Origin of the sequence: Actinoplanes couchii (assembly GCF_016862075.1) — a bacterium.
Taxonomy (GTDB): domain Bacteria; phylum Actinomycetota; class Actinomycetes; order Mycobacteriales; family Micromonosporaceae; genus Actinoplanes; species Actinoplanes couchii.
Genome location: NZ_BOMG01000082.1, coordinates 128,718 through 145,273, shown reverse-complemented (window position 1 = coordinate 145,273; position 16,556 = coordinate 128,718). Strand labels below are relative to the sequence as shown.

Sequence of the window (16,556 nt, the reverse complement as noted above, 5' to 3'; positions counted from 1 at the left end):
CCGTTCGACCTCTGGACCGCTGTTCGGCCACGGCGACCGTTCGACCTCTGGACCGCTGTTCGGCCACGGCGACCGCTCGACCTCTGGACCGCGGCTCGGCCACGGCGACCGTGACCCCTTCGGCCGGGACAGCGCGCGACAGCGGTAGTGCTCGTGACTGCGCTGTTCGATGGACGTACCGCGGCCGCAGCCTTTGAATGGCTTTTGATCTGCTCTTTTGAACCGCCGGGGACCTCTCGGGCCGGGGTCGGTCAGGCCGGGCGGCCGATCTCGTTGAGCAGCTTGCCGAGAATCTCCGGCGTGTCGTTGGGCGGCTCGGCGTCGATGCAGACGCGCTCCATCGCCATCGCGTAGTGGTCGACGTCCTCGCGCTTGTCCAGGTAGATGGCGCTGGTGAGCTGCTCGACGTAGACCACATCGGGGAGCTCCGGCTCCGGGAAGCGCAGGATCGCGAACGGGCCACCGGCCGCCGCGTGCCCGCCCGCCTGGAACGGGATGATCTGCAGGCGCACGCTGGGCAGCTTGGCCGCCTCGATCAGCGCCTCGATCTGGGCCCGCATGACGTCGACGCCACCGATCGGCCGGCGCAGCACCGCCTCGTCGATGACCGCCCAGACCTGCGGGCCGCCCTGACGGGTGAGGATCTGCTGGCGCTGCAGGCGCACATCGACCCGGCGGTTGATCTCGTCGGAGCTGGCGCCGGCGTGGCCGAGCATGATGACGGCGCGGGCGTAGTCCGGGGTCTGCAGCAGGCCGGGAACGAACTGGATCTCGTAGGTCCGGATCAGCGACGCGGCCGCTTCGAGCCCCAGGTAGGCCTGGAACCAGTTCGGCAGGACGTCACCGAAGTGCTGCCACCAGCCCGGGCTGTTCGCCTGGCGGGCGAGGCCGATCAGGGCATCACGCTCGGCGGAGTCGCTCACCCCGTACAGAGTGAGAAGGTCGGTGACGTCGCGCTCCTTGAAGCTGACGCGGCCGAGCTCCATCCGGCTGATCTTGGATCCGGAGGCGCGGATCTCGTACCCCGCGGCCTCTCGGGTGATCCCTTTCGACTCCCGCAGCTTTCGAAGCTGGGAGCCGAGCAGGATGCGCAGCACGGTAGGTCCGCCGCTCGGCGTCTCCTCCTGCGAACCCGCGCTCACCTGACTCCTCGTCGCTGCTCTGTGACTGCCCGGCGCAGCCTTACGCATCCTAAGGCGGAGATCGTCAACCGCGAAACCAGCCGTCAAACTCACTGTCGACCACTTCCGAACCGGCCGTGCTTGCTTCCGGTTCTGCCCGTTCGTTGCGGATGCACGTGCATCCGGCCTTGCGAACGCACTTGATGACGAGCATGATAGCTGACAGACACGTACTGACCGCTAACAGAGCGTGCCGAAATCTTCGGCTGCTCAGCCGGTTGCGCTCGGCGCCTGTCGATCGGTTGCGCTCGTGCCTGTCGATCTGGAAACCAAAGTCATCAGACCTTGGAGGCAAGTCCATGCTGAACCTGATGGTGTCCACGCCGACCGTGACCCCGCCGCATCGCGATCCGGCCGACGTCGCACCGGCGGAGAGCTACCGTCCGGCCGACCCGGTGTGGGTCTACCGCGGCTGCTGGGTGGCCGGGGTCATCGAGGCCTCGTCGCCCCGTGCCGTCACGGTCACCTACCGGTCGGAGAAGCACTCGGGGACGGGTGTGGACACCTTCACCGCCCCCTACGTGACCCCCCGCTCCGACATCGACGCCCTCGACAACCGCGCCGTGACGCTGATGCGCAGGAACCCGCGGCGATGACCGGCGCGGTCACCGTCTCGGCCATCGTCGGCATGCTCAGCCTGCTCGCCGGCGTCGGTCTGGGGTGGTGGCTACGGCGCACCCGCGACTGGTGCGTCAGTTGCGGCGAGGAGCTTCGCTGCAATGCTTGTGAGCCTGCGCTCGATCGGGTGCGGCTGGATTCACCCGCTTGAGCGTGTTGCGGCCTCTCCCTCCTGGGCGCCTCTTTCCTTCCTGGGCACCTCCAGGCGCTTTCCCCAGCGCCTTCCTTCCCCTGCACCGCGGTGGGTGCCTGAATCTTTGGCCTCCGAATCACTCGCCATGGTGAATTTCGGTCACCCTTGAGAGCGCGGCCGCCCCTTGGATCGTCTCCCACCGGCCTCGGGTCTCTACCTGACCCCGGAATTCCGCGGTGCGGGCCGGCTTCAGGACCTTCTTCGAAAAAACGGCCCAGCGGTTGTCCGCCAAGCCGTTTTCTGTCGCACCGAATGGGGTACGCGCTTCCTGTACCCCTTTAACCTCGGCCGCGCCTTCCAGGCTCAGACCGCATCCGCCGAGGCCCCGGATGGAGGTAGCCGCCGTGCCCAACCCCACACCCGCTGTTCCGCCGACTCCGTGGGCAATCGCTGCACTGTGGACGATCGCCCCGATCTGTGTCGTCTTCGGCGGCGTGGCCGGGTTGGTGGCCGCGGTTCTGATCGGCGGTTACGGCAGCCACCTGCTCCGCAAGCGGCGGCAGTGGATGGCATCGCAGGCCCCTGCCGCGGTGGCACCGGCGGTCAGCTGATCGTTAGCGCCAGCTTTCGCCGGTGAGCCGCTCGTAGACCTCGACATACCGATTCCGGGTGGCTTCGACGACCTCGTCCGGAATCTCCGGCCCCGGGTCGGTCCGGTCCCAGTCGGTGAGCTGCCCCGACCAGTCCCGCAGGAACTGCTTGTCCAGGTAGCGCGGAGCGTTCCCCGGCTTCCACTCGTCGGCAGCCCAGAACCGTGACGAGTCCGGAGTGAGCACCTCGTCCCCGAGTTTGAGGGTGCCGTCCTTCGCGTGCCCCACCTCGATCTTGGTGTCCGCGATGATGATCCCCTTCGCGGCCGCGATCTCCGACCCACGCCGGTACACCTCCAGCGTCACCCGCTTCAGCTCCTCGGCCAGCTCCGCCCCGACCCGCTCCACGGTGCCCTCGAAGTCGATCGGCTCGTCGTGCCCACCACCGACGGGCTCCTTGGTGCTGGGAGTGAAGATCGGCTCCGGAAGCTGCGACGACTCGACCAGCCCAGCCGGAAGCGGGTTCCCGGAGACGGCCCCGTCCCGCTGGTAATCCTTGAGCCCCGACCCGGCGAGATAACCACGAGCGATGCACTCGACCATGACCATGTCGAGCCGCTCGCACCGGATGGCCCGCCCCGCGAACTCGGCAGGGACGTCGGTGGCAGAGATGACGTGGTTGGGGATGACGTCGCTGAGCTGCTCGAACCACCAGAGCGACAGCTGCGTGAGGATCTTCCCCTTGTCCGGGATAGGCGTAGGCAGGATGACGTCATAGATCGAGATCCGATCCGAGGTGACGAGAACGAGGTCGCCCCCGTCGGCATAGACGTCCCGAACCTTGCCAGAGTGCAGAAGCTCCACGTGTTCCCCTCGGTGCTGACTGGCGGCTTGCGTTTCACGCTACCGAACGGCTTGATCGGCTGAGCACTTGAGCAAGCCGCTGGTGCGCTCGCGGAAGCCCGGGTCTCTCACCATCACTCGCGTTCAGGACTACCGAAGCCTTTTCAATGCTGTTAGCATCGTCAACGGATTAAAGATTGATCCAGTGCGCACACAGTCAGACTTTGGTGTCGACGGCACGACACCTTCGGGACCAGACACGAGGGCGAACGATGACTTTCGAGATCCCCGGCCAAGACGCCCTATGGGATGAACCCTCCGAAGGGGAGGTTGACCCCGTCCCATTACCCACGACGCTCCGTGCACGACGGTCACGACTGCTTCCTGCCCGCCCGACGTCGAAGAATCGACCGAAGCACTCGAGAGGCCCCGACGTGGATCTCCTCGTGGACCCGCCGACGATCGAGGAGGACCCCGAACTCTGGGCGGTCCACAAGGCGATCTCCCGCCTGGACCCTTACGGCGATCGAACCGGCTACGCCATCCGAGAGGCACTGGACCAGATCTACGACGGCCAACGGACCGGTCGATGGGACTTCACTCAACTACTCAAGACCGAGAAGACCCACATCGGCACTCTGGTGGAGATCTGGCTTCAACGAGAATTTGAATTCTCCGACGGTCGGGAGCTGGACTACAACATCGCCGGCGCGGACGTGGACTGCAAATGGTCGCGGAACCTCTATGAATGGGAGATTCCGGAGGAGATGTACAGCCGCGGCGACAAGATCGCACTGGTGGTGTGGGCGAACGAGTACACCGCCCGGTGGGCGTCGGGTCTCATCCGGATCAGCGAGGAAGTCTTGAGACCTCGCGGCAACCAACGGGACAAGAAACGGCATCTAAACGATAGGGGGCGCGGCAGAATCCTCTGGCTCGTCGCGGGGGCAGACCTGGTGAAGAACACGTTGCTACATATCAGCGACCCGCAGAAACTCAACCGGATCGCCTATGCGACACGCGGCCAGATCGCTGTCGACAATCTTTTTCGTGAGCTGCCCGGCGAACTCGTCAATCGGGCGACGGTGCTGACCGCGGCGCAACAGGTGGACAGCGCGAAACGCGTCCGCGACTCGCGGATACGACTTCGACCCGATGGAATCGTCATTTTTGGCCATTACCGCCCACACCCTCGTATGGCGGAGGAACTCGGCCTTCCAGCGCCGACTCTCGGGCGATTCGTGAGTGCACGCATCCACCCCTGGCAGGAGGGCGACTCCGAATCGAACACCCTCATTTACGGCTCTCCTTGGCGCCTGGCTCGGCCCGAAGACCCGATCGTGCCGGCCCCCGACATCGCACCGGAGAAGCTCAACAAATGGTCTAAAGATCAAGGGACCAGTCATCGAATGATTGAATGAAATCGGACCTCGAACCGGATCTACGAACACTCGATATACGCGCGATCGCTGCGCCCGAACGAACCGAATACCACAGGACTTCATCGGAAGTGGGCTGGCGAACCGACCTGGCCGTTTTGTCCGGATCTTGACGATTGTTATCGAAGGTGCCCGAGTGACTACAAGGATTGGCCGAATGGTGGAATCACTGTCGACGGTCATGCCAACTAGGTTCGGACGGCCGGATGTGATCGCCGTACCCATCCAGCCATCACGGACGCAGCATTTTAGGGGCCTGACTTTGCATAAGGTGATTGACTCCCGACTGAACGGCTCGGATGTTACCGTCGACCGAGTTGCTTTCCGCCAGTCGGGTTGCCGGATGGTTCCGTATCGAGCTCACCCCGGTGACACGCCCTCAGGAGCGACCGAGTCGAGCAGACATGGGAAGACCTGTGGCACTGGGGGTGCTGGATCATGACGACGACAAAGCAGTCATGGGTGCCGGATTCGATTCTCGTACAGGAGATCGAAAGACTGTTCGACAGCACCATCCAGTCATACCGCGCGAAGCCGGAACTCATCTCCGAGCATGCCAACCATGAGGAGTCGATCCGAGTCGGCGGGTACGCCAACCGGACTCTGCTCGAGCTCGTGCAGAACGCTGCCGACGCCATGACGGGATCCATGGTTCACACCGGAGATCCCGTCGGCCGCGTCGAGATCGTGCTCGACGCCACGAACGGCACGCTGTACTGCGCCAATTCGGGGCGTCCCTTCTCCAAGAGTGGGCTCATCGCCATCACTCACGCCCACCTGAGCGGCAAACGCGGAGATGAGATCGGCCGGTTCGGCCTCGGCTTCAAATCCGTCCTGGCAGTGTCCGACAGCCCACAGGTCTTCAGCCGTTCCGTGTCGTTCGGGTTCAACTCACATCAGGCACTGACCGCGCTGGGCGGAGTGAGTTCAGGTGCGAAGCGATACCCGGTGCTCCGCACCGCGACGGCCATCGACCCGGCTCCCGCATTCGCTCAGGACCCGATCCTGGCGGAGCTGTCCGTATGGGCCACCACGATCGTCAAACTGCCCAACGCGTCGAACATCCCACGTCTACGCAGCGAGATCACCACGTTCTCATCGCAGTTCCTGCTCTTCGTCGGTGCCGTGCGGGAAGTGCGGCTCCGAGTCCTCGGTGCGGAGTCCTTCGAGACGAGCCATGTCTCGCGGGATCTCGGTGACGGCTTGTTCAGGATCGAACGCCCCGACGGCGAGAACGAGGAATGGATCGTCGAGGATCGGATGCATGCTCCGTCCGCGGAGGCACGACGACACGTCGGCGAGGCCGTCTCGCGGGCAGAGGTGAAAGTGACCGTCGCGATCCCGAAACGGCGAGGCTCCGACTTCCGTGTCGGCCGTTTCTGGTCCTACTTTCCGCTGCAGGATAAGACCTCGGCTTCCGCCCTGTTCAACGCTCCGTGGAGCGTGAACGACGACCGCACGACTCTCCTGCCTAACGACTACAATCGTGAGATCCTCCTGACCCTCGCGGGGATGTTCGCACGGATGGTGACTCGAGTACGGACACCGGACGACCCGGCTTCTCATCTCGACTACCTGCCGGCGCGAGGCAAGGAGGATCTGTCATACGGCGACGCTGTGCTCTGTGCCCAGGTCCCGCAGATGTCCGCCGACCTGGATCTGATCCCCGACTCCACAGGCGCTCTGACTAGGGCACCGGAACTCAAGCCACTGGACTTCGCTTACGGGTTACCCGACGAGGTCCATAAGGCGTGGATGACATCACCGAATACCGGATCCGATGTTCCACACTGGCGTTGTTACAGCACGCCGCAACGAGTCACGCGTCTTCGTCAGTTGTTCGCGGTCGGGCATGGTGTCGGCTTGGACGCACGTGAAACGGACATGAAGAGGACGCTGGCAGTGATGCCGAAGCGTGGAATCCTGTCGTGGTTGCGCGAGTGGGCCGAGGGAAGCGACCCGGTCTCCGCCGCGCACGCCTTCCGATTCGTGAGTAAGCAACGCAACGTCGAGGGCATCGAGAAGGCCAAAGTCATCCCGACCACGCATGGCCTGCGAACGGTGCAGGACGCCAAGGTCGTGTTCCTTCGGCAGGAGAGGGGCGTCGAGATCGAAGGGGCGGTCTTCGTTCTCCCGGGCTTTCTCGCCGAACCCGGTATCGAAGGGCTCCTTCGACAGGTGGGCTTCCGGGATCTCGATCCCCTCGCCATCCTCACCGCGCGTCTCGCCAGGCTCGATGCGATGTCCAACGACGAGGACTACGCCCGGCTCTGGGAGTCTGCGATCGCATTGCCCGCCAACGTCGCGGTGAAGACCCTGGAAGGCCACTCGGGCAGGGTCAAGGTGCCGACAGGCGACGGGCAGTGGGCATGGGCCCGTCAAGTGATCGACATCGACGCCGACGTTTCGGCACTGCCGAGTGTCAAGGCGTTGGATCGCAAGCGTTGCTTACCGCAAGCCGCACACGCGCTCGGGGTGGTCCGCGATCCGGTGAAAGGGTTCCCCGTCGAGGACGAGCCGTACCTCGACGACTATCGGGAGTGGCTTCTCGGTCAGCTCAATGCGATCCAGGATCCCGGCGAGCGTCCGGTCGAACGCATCGAGCTGCTTCACGGTGAAGGTCCGGGACCGTTCTCCATGCTCTACATCCTGCGCGACGCGAAGGCGTCCGATCAGCTGCGCGCGAGCTGGACCACTGCTCTGCTGCAAGGCGGCGAGGTCTTCTGGACCTGCGAGGACGTCGACTCGGGTGTCACCTACACCGTTCAGTCGCCGGCACGCTGGGCGGCCGACAACGCCGGCTTGGTCCACTCCACCCGCGGCTTCCTCCCGCCCGCTGAGGTAGTCGCGCCATCCCTGGTCAGGTACGAGAAGCTGCTGCCACTGTTCCGCGGTCCTTCACCGGTCGCCGAAGCTTTGGATCTGCCGGATGAGCTGGACGCGGTTCCGGTCGCGGTACTCAGGACCGCGCTTGCAGCGTCGCTGTTCCCGCCCGGGGTCACCGACGATCTCCTAACCGAATTCACCTTGGCCGTCTCACGAATCGCCTACCCCGGCGCTCATCCGCCGGCCATTCCCGCCAGAATCGGGCGTGTCGCCGAGTCACGCCCGCCGGCAGGGGTGTATCTGGCCACCTCCGATGAGCAGGAGTCGTTCCTGTCGTCGCGTCAGCGCCCTTACCTACGGGCGACGGCCGAGCGGGCGGCTGAACTGGTGGACACGGTGGGCTGCCGCCGCTTCGAGGACAGCTTCGCTTTCTCGACGCTGATCGAGGGCGAACAGGAAGACGAGCGGATCGTCGACGTCTTCACTGGTCTGCGCACGACGCATGTGGCCAGGAAGGTCGAGAACGCGACTTTGACCCGCGCCGTTCAGTTGGCCAAACGCGTGACGACCGAGGACGGCGTCGAGGACCAGTCGCTGGAGTGGCACCTCGACGGTCTGAATCTGTTCGCTCGCAGCGACGCCGACGAACGGCGTCTCCTACAGTTCGTCAGCGAGGCCTTCGAGCTGGGTCTGACGAATGCCGACCGCGAAGAGGTTCTCAAGGCAGGACTCGACCATCGGTTGGAGGAACTGCGCCAACTCGCCCAGGCTGCTGCCGCCGACGCTGATCGGCTCGACGTCTACTTCGGGCCCGACGACTTGCGTGAGGCGCTACCGAAGGGGCTATGGCAGGCGCTCGACGCGCAAGGTCTGATTCTCGACGACACCTCGGTGGCCGAGCTGTTCCTGACGGTTTACGGCTCGGACTCGATCAAGCAGCTGGCACAGAACTTCCGGCAGGAAGGTTTCCCCGATGTGCCAGCGGAGTGGGCAGGTCGTCCGAGCACCATCTCCTGGCTACGGAAGATGGGATTCGGCCCGATGTACGCAGGTCGCCGCAACCGGCGCCAGGATCAGGAGTTCGTCGTTCCCGGCGCCGTACGGCTCAACGAACTGCATCCGTTCCAACGCAAGATCAGCACCCAACTTCGCGACGTTCTCACGCTGCGTGAAGCGAACGGTCGCCATCTCAAGGCCATGGTCGAGCTCCCGACCGGAGCGGGCAAGACGCGAGTCGCCACGGAGACTGTGTTGAGGCTGTTCACGGAAGACCGGCTGGCGGGCCCCGTCTTGTGGATCGCGCAGTCTCAGGAACTGTGTGAGCAAGCGGTTCAGACCATCAGTACGGTCTGGCGCGGGCTCGGGGACGAACGACCCCTGACCGTGGGACGGCTGTGGGAAGGCAACGCCGTCCACGAGCCGGACACCGAATTCGGGTTCATCGTCGCCACTGACGCCCAACTCGACGTCGTCTTGAGTGATGCGGAGTACGACTGGCTGAAGGAGGCCTCCGCCGTCATCATCGACGAGGGGCACCGGGCGGGCGGATCCGAGCGATACACACGGATTCTGACCTGGCTCGGCGTGGCGGGTCGAGGATGGGAACGTCCGTTGGTGGGGCTGTCCGCGACGCCCTTCAAGGGCACCTCGGAATCGGCAACGGCTGCATTGGTGAGCCGCTTCGGTGGCCGAAAGATCGACGCCTTCGAGCAGGACAACGCGTACCGGAGACTGGCCGATCTCGGGGTCCTCGCACGAGTCCAGCACAAAGTCCTACCCGGCATCCATGTCGATCTGCAGCCTAGCGAGCGCAACGACGCAAAGACCCTGCGCAGGATCAGTCAGAGCGTGATGGATCGGATCGGGCGTGATCATGCCCGAATGTCCGTCCTCGTCGAGCACATCATGGGGTTGGACGAAGACTGGCCAGTGCTGGTGTTCACGCCGAACGTGCTGTCCGCACAAGTCCTGGCAGCGACGCTGCGATATCGCGACGTCAACGCGGCGGCGGTAAGTGGTCAGTCCGGAAGGCAGGAGCGGCGCGACACCATCGAGAGGTTCAAGAGCGGCGAGATCAGGGTCCTCGCCAACTGCGATCTCCTGATCCAGGGCTTCGACGCACCGGGTGTGCGGGCGCTCTACATCGCGCGTCCGACGTTCAGTCCGAACGCCTACATTCAGATGGCCGGGCGAGGGTTACGAGGACCGGCCAACGGCGGCAAGGAGGAGTGCCTCATCGTGGACATGGCGGACAACTTCGGTGATGTCACCGAACTGCTCGGTTACCGCGAGTACGAGGACCTCTGGCAGGTACAGCACCGATGATCCTCGTACCGGATCTGGCCGACATCCAACGCAACGCCGGCAGCGACGCCGAACGGCGTGTGGCGCGACTCCTACGGGAGGTGTCCGGCGACCAGGACGCAGTCGCCTTCCACTCGGTGAAGCTGCGATCACATGCCTATAAGCAGCAGGCGGAGGCGGACTTCGTCGTGCTGTGGAAACGAGTCCTGATCGTCATCGAGGTCAAAGGCGGCGGAGTCAGGAAGTACGAGGGTGTCTGGTACAGCGTCGACCGGCGCAACGACTGGCACAAGCTGGCGGGCTCACCGATGGAACAGGCTCAGTCGGCCATGTACGCACTGCGGGACATCCTGAAGGAGGAAGGCGTCGGCTGGTTCGCACACGAGGCGGTCGTCATCACTCCCGACATCGATACCCCGCCCCACTCGGTGGAGTGGCAGCCGACGCACTGGCTGGCGAAGGACGACATGACCGTCGCGGGTTTGACGTCCGCGCTCGATGCGGTGGCCGCGGATGCTCGGAAGGCTCCGACGGGTCAGCGAATCGCCGGGAAGGACGAGTTGCGTGCCCGGCTGTTCGGCGAGTTCACCCGGATGCCGATCCTCGACGCCCAACGTGGGGCGGTCATCGAGGAGCAGAACCGTGCCACCGCTGGTCAGGCCCGCGTGCTCGCAGCCCTGGCCCGCAACCCGCGAGTGATGGTGTTCGGCGGTGCGGGGACCGGTAAGTCGTTGGTCCTCGTGGAGGCCGCGAAACAGGAGGCGGACCAGGGACGATCCGTCCTGATCACCTTCTACTCCGCGGAACTGATGCGGTTCTTCGCTCCCCATGTCGAGGGACGCGGTATCGACGTCATCGCCTTCGACGGCGTCAAGCCCGGCAAGGCGTACGACGCGGTATTCATCGACGAGGCGCAGGACCTGATGTCCGCCGAGATGATGGATCGGCTCGATGCGGTGGTCATCGGCGGACGGGACCGCGGCCGCTGGCGGATGTTCCTGGACACCAACAATCAGGCGCACGTCGATGGTGGTTTCGACGACGAGGTGTTCGAACTCGTGGCTTCCGAGGCGCTCTCCGTCGACCTGGACCTGAACGTACGCAACACCCAGGCGATCGTGCACATGGTCCAGGAGTACCTCGGAGCCGACGTCGGTGACCCCGGGATCGTGCACGGTGAGAAGGTCCGTTGGCACACATGCGACGAGGAGACCCGGCTGGCCGAGGCTCAGGAGGTGGCACGTCGACTGATGGAGGACGGAATCCGTCGGGATGACATCTGGATCATCAGTACGACCTCCACCGCGCCCCGCACGGTGACCGATGGAGGGTTCACTCTCGTCACCCCCCGAATCGCCAAGGGGCTGGAAGCGGAGAGTGTGATCATCTGTGATCTGCCCCCATCCTTCGACGCGGCAGGCACGGCGGCCTTCTACGTTGCGGTGACGCGAGCCCGTGTCTCCTTGGACATCGTGGTCTCCAAAGCAGACAAAAAGCGGCTCCAGAGCCTGCTCCGACAGCGGTTGGAGACGAAATGACCCTGACCAACGCCCAGCGGATCGCGCTGAAGCACCTCCGAGACGCCTACTTCGGCCCTGGCGACGACGACGAGGTCATCACGAATCTGCCGGACAAGCAATACGCGGTCGGCATGCTGTTCCCTATCGCCTCGGCACCTCCAGTCGACGAGCAGGCCCAGGTCGGCGAGCCGGTCGAGTCCGACGTACTGGCCGGCGACGTGGAGGAGGACGGTGCGGGAGTCCCCCTCGCCGAGGACTGGCGACCGTCGTCGATCGCGATCTCCTTCGTCACGAACCGTCCCTCGGTGGCTTGCGACTTCTCTGGCGGAACCTATACGAAGGTCACCGGGGACGGTCCGCCGCGCTGGCAACGCCGCCCGTTCCGGTTCAATGGTCGCGAACTCGTCCCCGATCGGCCTCCACATCAACTGACGGCTGGTGATGTGCCGATCGAGGTCGGTTCGCGTTGGCGGCCCTACGGTGACGCCCACCTGGTCACCGTCCACGCACGCGTGCTCGCCAGAGCGAGCGGCAACGACCGCGACGACATCGAGAGGATGCTGTTCCAGGTCGCTCTCGAGGTGAGACCCGCAGCTGAAGGTCGATTCCTGGAGTACCGAGGAGCGAGTGCCGTGGACCTCGACGCCGAGTCGGCGGAGCTGCGACTGCGCTATCGAGACAAGAAGATCTTCGCAGTCGGGCACGGTATGGCGGCCGACTGGCGGATCACTGACGGCCGCTGCACGAGCCTCTTCCTCGATCCGGTGCCTGCCTTCGTCGTACCCGCAGTCGAGACCACCGGCTTTCACCAGGACAGTATCGAAGCCCAAGCGCTGCGACTCGACAATCTAATCCGCATCGACACACATCCCGGCGAGATCCTGCCGATGTTGGACGCCTTCGTCGAAGCCTTCTCCGCCTGGGTCGAAGGTCAGGAGACCGCGGTGGCCGCTTTCGGCTCCGCAGCTGCGACCGCACGAGCGGTCACCGATCGCGCCCGGCTGGCCTGCAGGCGGATGAGGGCCGGAGCCGACCTGCTGCGCAACCCCGACAGCGGGTCGCTGCGGATGGCGTTCTCCCTCGGTATGACCGCCATGCGGATGCAGATCAGCCAGAGTTCGATCAAACAGGGCAAGGAGCCCTCGGAACCGAGATGGCGCCCCTTCCAGCTGGGCTTCCTACTCGTGGCCCTCGCCTCCGCCACCGACGAAACCCACGACGACCGGGAACTCGTCGACCTGATCTGGTTCCCGACCGGCGGCGGCAAGACGGAGGCTTACCTCGGGCTCGCCGCGGTGGAGATCTTCCGTCGCCGACTCGATCACGGCATCGCCGGAGCCGGCACCGCCGTTCTCACCCGTTACACCCTGCGCCTTCTCACTGCTCAGCAGTTCCAGCGGGCCGCGGCGCTGGTCTGCGCGATGGAGCTCCTGCGACATCAGGACCCTCGGGCGAGAAGCATGGCCGGGTTCACCATCGGTCTGTGGGTCGGCAACGAGGTCACGCCGGGCACCCGCCGAGACGCCAAGGCCGCCCTGGAGCGTCTCTACAAGGCGACACGACCCGAGGAAGCCAACAGTTTCCAGGTCGAAAGCTGTCCATGGTGTGGTGTCGCGTTGTTGCCGCAGAAACGGACCGACGACCGAACCCGCTACGGTGTCCGCGCCGTCGGTAACGACGTCGTCATCCATTGCGTCGATATCGATTGTGAGTTCAGCGACGAGCTTCCGGTGTCCGTGGTCGATGAGGTCATCTACGAGACACCACCGACGATCCTGCTCGCAACGGTCGACAAGTTCGCGCGCCTACAGTTCCGGCCGGAGGCGGGGAGACTACTCGGCCTGGGCACACCGTTCCGACAGCCTTCGTTGATCATCCAGGACGAGTTGCATCTGTTGTCGGGGCCGCTCGGCACGACGGTCGCGGTCTTCGACGCCATCATCCAGATACTCCTGAGCAGGGGTGGTTCGAAGCCGAAGATCGTGGCGTCGACGGCCACGATCCGAGCCTCCCAAGAACAGGTTCAGGGCTTGTACGGCCGAGAAGTCGCGCTCTACCCTCCGGCCGGGTTGGACGGTGACCGAACCTTCTTCTCCCGGCCCGTCGAAAGCGGTCGAGGCCGGCTCTATGTCGGCCTCATGCCGCAGTCGCTGTCCCAGGTGTCCGCGGTCATCTCCGCGACGGCCCCACTGATCGAGATCCCCGAGGTACTCGGTCGCGCCGATACCGCCGGAACGACACGTGACGCCTACTGGACCACTGTCATGTATCACAACAGCCTGCGGGAGCTCGGCCGCACCGGAACTCTCGTGGTCGACGACGTGAACGGTCGCCTCGAGCCCCGTGCCGAACGGCTGGGACTGCCGTTCCGCAAGGTCCGCGCCGACCGCGTGCTCGAACTGACCAGCCGACGCGGCCCCGAGGAACTACCCAACGATCTGCGAGAACTGGCCCGCAGCGTAGACCAGACCGATCAGGCCGTCGATGTGGTGCTGTCGTCCAACATGCTGTCGGTCGGGATCGACATCCCTCGACTCGCCCTGATGCTGATGGTCGGACAGCCGAAGACCACTGCGGAGTACATCCAGGCGACCAGTCGTGTCGGACGTGGTGACAACAACGGGATCGTCACCACACTGTTCAGGTCGAACCGTGCCCGTGACCGATCGCACTTCGAGACCTTCCGCGGCTACCACGAGGCGCTCTATCGCAACGTGGAACCGACGAGCGTCACACCATGGTCGCTCGCCTCGCGTGCCCGGTCATTGGCGGGAGCGCTCGTCGCTCTGCTACGTCACTCGGTGCCGGCGCTATCGCCCAACGAGGCGGCGTCTCGCCTCGACCTCGAGGACGCGCACATGTCCGGGCTGATCGACCAGTTGGTCGAGACATTCGTTCACATGGTCGACCGCTTGGAACACATCGAGACCGACGAGGCCCGAGATGAATTGTGGCGGCTGCTGCGGGACTGGGATCGCCGCGCCGGGCTCGCCCGGGAGGCGGGCACGAGGCTCTTGTACGACCGGGTCAAGGCGGATGATCAGGCCCTCCTGAAACGGTTCGATCAGAAGGGCGAGGGCTGGCTCGTCGCCGACTCGATGCGCTCGGTCGAGCCGAACGTCGCCGTCCATGTCCGTGAACCGATGGAGGAGGTCCGCCGTGGATCCAATCGTCCATGACCTGCGTCTGTCCGAGACCATCAGCCCGTTCGGTGTCGGGGCGATCGTCGACGTCCGCGGCGAGTCGCTGATCGCACCGGACACCTCCTGGTGGAATCGCAAGCTGGCGCCGGAGATCTCCTGCGATCGGCTCGTCGCTCGACTCGGTGGCGGCGTGTTACGTCAACCGCCCGCCCATGCGGGACGTGCTGCGAAGGAGACGGCGAGCCTGCTCTACTGGCGGTTCCCCGAATGGCGCTTCTGCGAGCAGTGCACGAAATTGTCCAAGCTCACCGGCAAGAACAGGGGCCGTTGGGTGAACAAGTGTGATTGCGGCGGCATGCTGGTGCCGATGCGCTACGTCGCCATCTGCGAGAAGGGCAGCCACATCCAGGACATCCCCTGGTTCATGTGGGCGCATCGCGGCAACGACTCCGAGGTCACCGAGTCCGTACGACACTGTCGGTCGTACAAGGAGCTCAAGTTCGTGCGCTCCACCGGATACGGGGAGGGCTTGGCATCGCTACGCGTGCTATGTACCGGATGCGGACGCAAGCGGCCGATTTCGGACCTGGTCGGTAAGGATTCTCTGCAACGCGACGGGATTCGATGCGACGGCAGGCAGCCGTGGGAGGAGGAGAACTCCGGCGGAGACCCCTGCGAGCACCAGCTTCAAGCGGTCCAGAGGGGCGCCACCGGAAACTACATCGCGGAGCGGCTGTCGGCACTCGACATACCGGAGGAACGACCGGAGTCGGAGGAGAAGAAGGACCAGATCCGCAGCCACGTCTACTTCGAGAAGGTCGTGGCCGACAACGGCGGTCCGCAGGCGGAGATGGTCGCCGAGTGGATCGCTCAGGAGTTGGACGTCACCAAGGAACAGGTGTTGGCACTGGCCGCCGGTGACGGCTCAGATGACGCCCCGCTACTCGAGCTCAAGGACGGCGAGTGGGCGGCGTTTCTCAAGAAGCTCGAAGGCGGAAGGGACCACAGCGGTGGAGACTTCATCGTCGACGGTTGGAAGGTGCGTACCGACGCCGGCTGGCCGCCGGCATTGACCAGCCGTCTCGTCGCTGTCGGTCAGGTTCGTCGTGTGCGTGAAGTCCGAGCCCTCAAGGGCTTTCGACGGCACAACGCCGAGGCTGAACTCATCTGCGCGGATCTGGGTCCCGACCGTAAACGCAAGCCGGTGTATCCAGCTGTAGAGATGTTCGGCGAGGGCATCTTCCTGCGCTTCGATGAGGAGCGGATCGCCCGCTGGGAGGACCTCCCCGAGGTCCGTGCCCGAGCTCAGATCCTGGTGGGTCGCCGAGAGGCCAGCGCCTGGGCCCACCGGCTGGATGTACCGGAACCGCGATTCATCGCGCTCCACACGTTGGCTCATCTACTCATCCGCAGACTGGCCTTCGCCAGCGGCTATTCGTCGGCGTCTCTACAGGAACGCATCTACGCCAATTCCCAGCGCCCCGACCGTACGGCAGGCATCCTCATCTACACCGCCGCCGGTGACGCTCAAGGGACACTCGGCGGGCTCGTCCGGCTGGGTGAGCCCGATCGGATCCTGCCGTTACTGTCGGCTGCGCTGAGTGACGCGGACGTCTGCTCCAATGACCCGGTCTGCATCGAAAGTGATCGGCAGGGATCCTCACAACTGAATCTCTCCGCCTGCCATGGATGTGCTCTTGTCAGCGAGACGTCGTGTGAGACGGCTAACCGGCTGCTCGACCGTCAACTCGTGCTCGGCGGAGGCAACGTACCCGGTCTGCTCGACGACGTCCTGGACCAACTGAGGCAGACGACAGCCGCATAGACCGACACAGCTGACGGTAGGTGCCACCATCTGCGTGGCACCTACCGTTGACGAGTGCGAGACCTTCGATGGTCCGTCGCTGCCAGCGGTACGAGTGCCGGTGTACATCCACAATGACCGACCCGCCGCCGTCA

General features: G+C 64.7%; 9 protein-coding genes and 1 pseudogene. 8 read left to right on the top strand and 2 right to left on the bottom strand.

Going from position 1 to position 16,556, the window contains the following annotated elements:
- Positions 1 to 251: 251 nt before the first annotated feature.
- Complete coding sequence (locus tag Aco03nite_RS33140) at positions 252 to 1,142, bottom strand: Sco1979 family transcriptional regulator (RefSeq protein ID WP_239145647.1); 891 nt, start codon at positions 1,140 to 1,142, stop codon at positions 252 to 254.
- Between the two features lie 338 nt (positions 1,143 to 1,480).
- Between Aco03nite_RS33140 and Aco03nite_RS33135 the strand changes: the two genes are divergently transcribed.
- From Aco03nite_RS33135 to Aco03nite_RS33125, 3 genes are all read left to right on the top strand, one after another.
- Complete coding sequence (locus Aco03nite_RS33135) at positions 1,481 to 1,777, top strand: hypothetical protein (RefSeq protein WP_203802034.1); 297 nt, start codon at positions 1,481 to 1,483, stop codon at positions 1,775 to 1,777.
- Positions 1,774 to 1,950, top strand: coding sequence for a hypothetical protein (locus Aco03nite_RS33130; RefSeq protein ID WP_203802032.1), 177 nt, complete (start codon positions 1,774 to 1,776; stop codon positions 1,948 to 1,950). Before Aco03nite_RS33135 ends, Aco03nite_RS33130 begins: the two co-directional genes overlap by 4 nt.
- 386 nt (positions 1,951 to 2,336) lie before the next feature.
- Positions 2,337 to 2,543, top strand: a complete 207-nt coding sequence (locus tag Aco03nite_RS33125; protein WP_203802029.1) for a hypothetical protein — start codon at positions 2,337 to 2,339, stop codon at positions 2,541 to 2,543.
- Positions 2,544 to 2,546: 3 nt separating this feature from the next.
- On the opposite strand, the pseudogene Aco03nite_RS33120 reads toward Aco03nite_RS33125, so the two are convergent.
- A pseudogene (locus Aco03nite_RS33120) lies at positions 2,547 to 3,398 on the bottom strand (phosphoribosylaminoimidazolesuccinocarboxamide synthase); the annotation flags it as partial.
- A gap of 401 nt (positions 3,399 to 3,799) precedes the next feature.
- On the opposite strand from Aco03nite_RS33120, the gene Aco03nite_RS33115 reads away from it, so the two are divergent.
- The 5 genes from Aco03nite_RS33115 (at position 3,800) to drmB (ending at position 16,422) form a co-directional block, all read left to right on the top strand.
- Positions 3,800 to 4,786, top strand: coding sequence for a NaeI family type II restriction endonuclease (locus Aco03nite_RS33115; RefSeq protein ID WP_203802025.1), 987 nt, complete (start codon positions 3,800 to 3,802; stop codon positions 4,784 to 4,786).
- A 456-nt stretch (positions 4,787 to 5,242) separates the two neighbouring features.
- Positions 5,243 to 9,955 carry a sacsin N-terminal ATP-binding-like domain-containing protein gene (locus Aco03nite_RS33110; RefSeq protein WP_203802022.1) on the top strand — a complete coding sequence of 1,571 codons (4,713 nt, stop codon included), beginning with the start codon at positions 5,243 to 5,245 and terminating at the stop codon, positions 9,953 to 9,955.
- A complete protein-coding gene (locus Aco03nite_RS33105) occupies positions 9,952 to 11,472 on the top strand; it encodes an NERD domain-containing protein (protein WP_203802019.1) in 1,521 nt (506 codons plus the stop codon). Before Aco03nite_RS33110 ends, Aco03nite_RS33105 begins: the two co-directional genes overlap by 4 nt.
- Entirely contained in the window at positions 11,469 to 14,633 is a 3,165-nt protein-coding gene (locus tag Aco03nite_RS33100; RefSeq protein ID WP_203802017.1) for a helicase-related protein, read from the top strand. The genes Aco03nite_RS33105 and Aco03nite_RS33100 overlap by 4 nt, the downstream gene beginning before the upstream one ends.
- Positions 14,614 to 16,422, top strand: coding sequence for an MrfA Zn-binding domain-containing protein (drmB, locus tag Aco03nite_RS33095; protein ID WP_203802015.1), 1,809 nt, complete (start codon positions 14,614 to 14,616; stop codon positions 16,420 to 16,422). Before Aco03nite_RS33100 ends, drmB begins: the two co-directional genes overlap by 20 nt.
- Positions 16,423 to 16,556: the final 134 nt, after the last annotated feature.

What these genes read in the sequence shown, in the direction of transcription:
- Aco03nite_RS33135 (WP_203802034.1), top strand. Translation starts at nt 1,481, where the DNA reads ATGCTGAACCTGATGGTGTCCACGCCGACCGTGACCCCGCCGCATCGC.
- Aco03nite_RS33130 (WP_203802032.1), top strand. Translation starts at nt 1,774, where the DNA reads ATGACCGGCGCGGTCACCGTCTCGGCCATCGTCGGCATGCTCAGCCTG.
- Aco03nite_RS33110 (WP_203802022.1), top strand. Translation starts at nt 5,243, where the DNA reads ATGACGACGACAAAGCAGTCATGGGTGCCGGATTCGATTCTCGTACAG.
- Aco03nite_RS33105 (WP_203802019.1), top strand. Translation starts at nt 9,952, where the DNA reads ATGATCCTCGTACCGGATCTGGCCGACATCCAACGCAACGCCGGCAGC.
- Aco03nite_RS33100 (WP_203802017.1), top strand. Translation starts at nt 11,469, where the DNA reads ATGACCCTGACCAACGCCCAGCGGATCGCGCTGAAGCACCTCCGAGAC.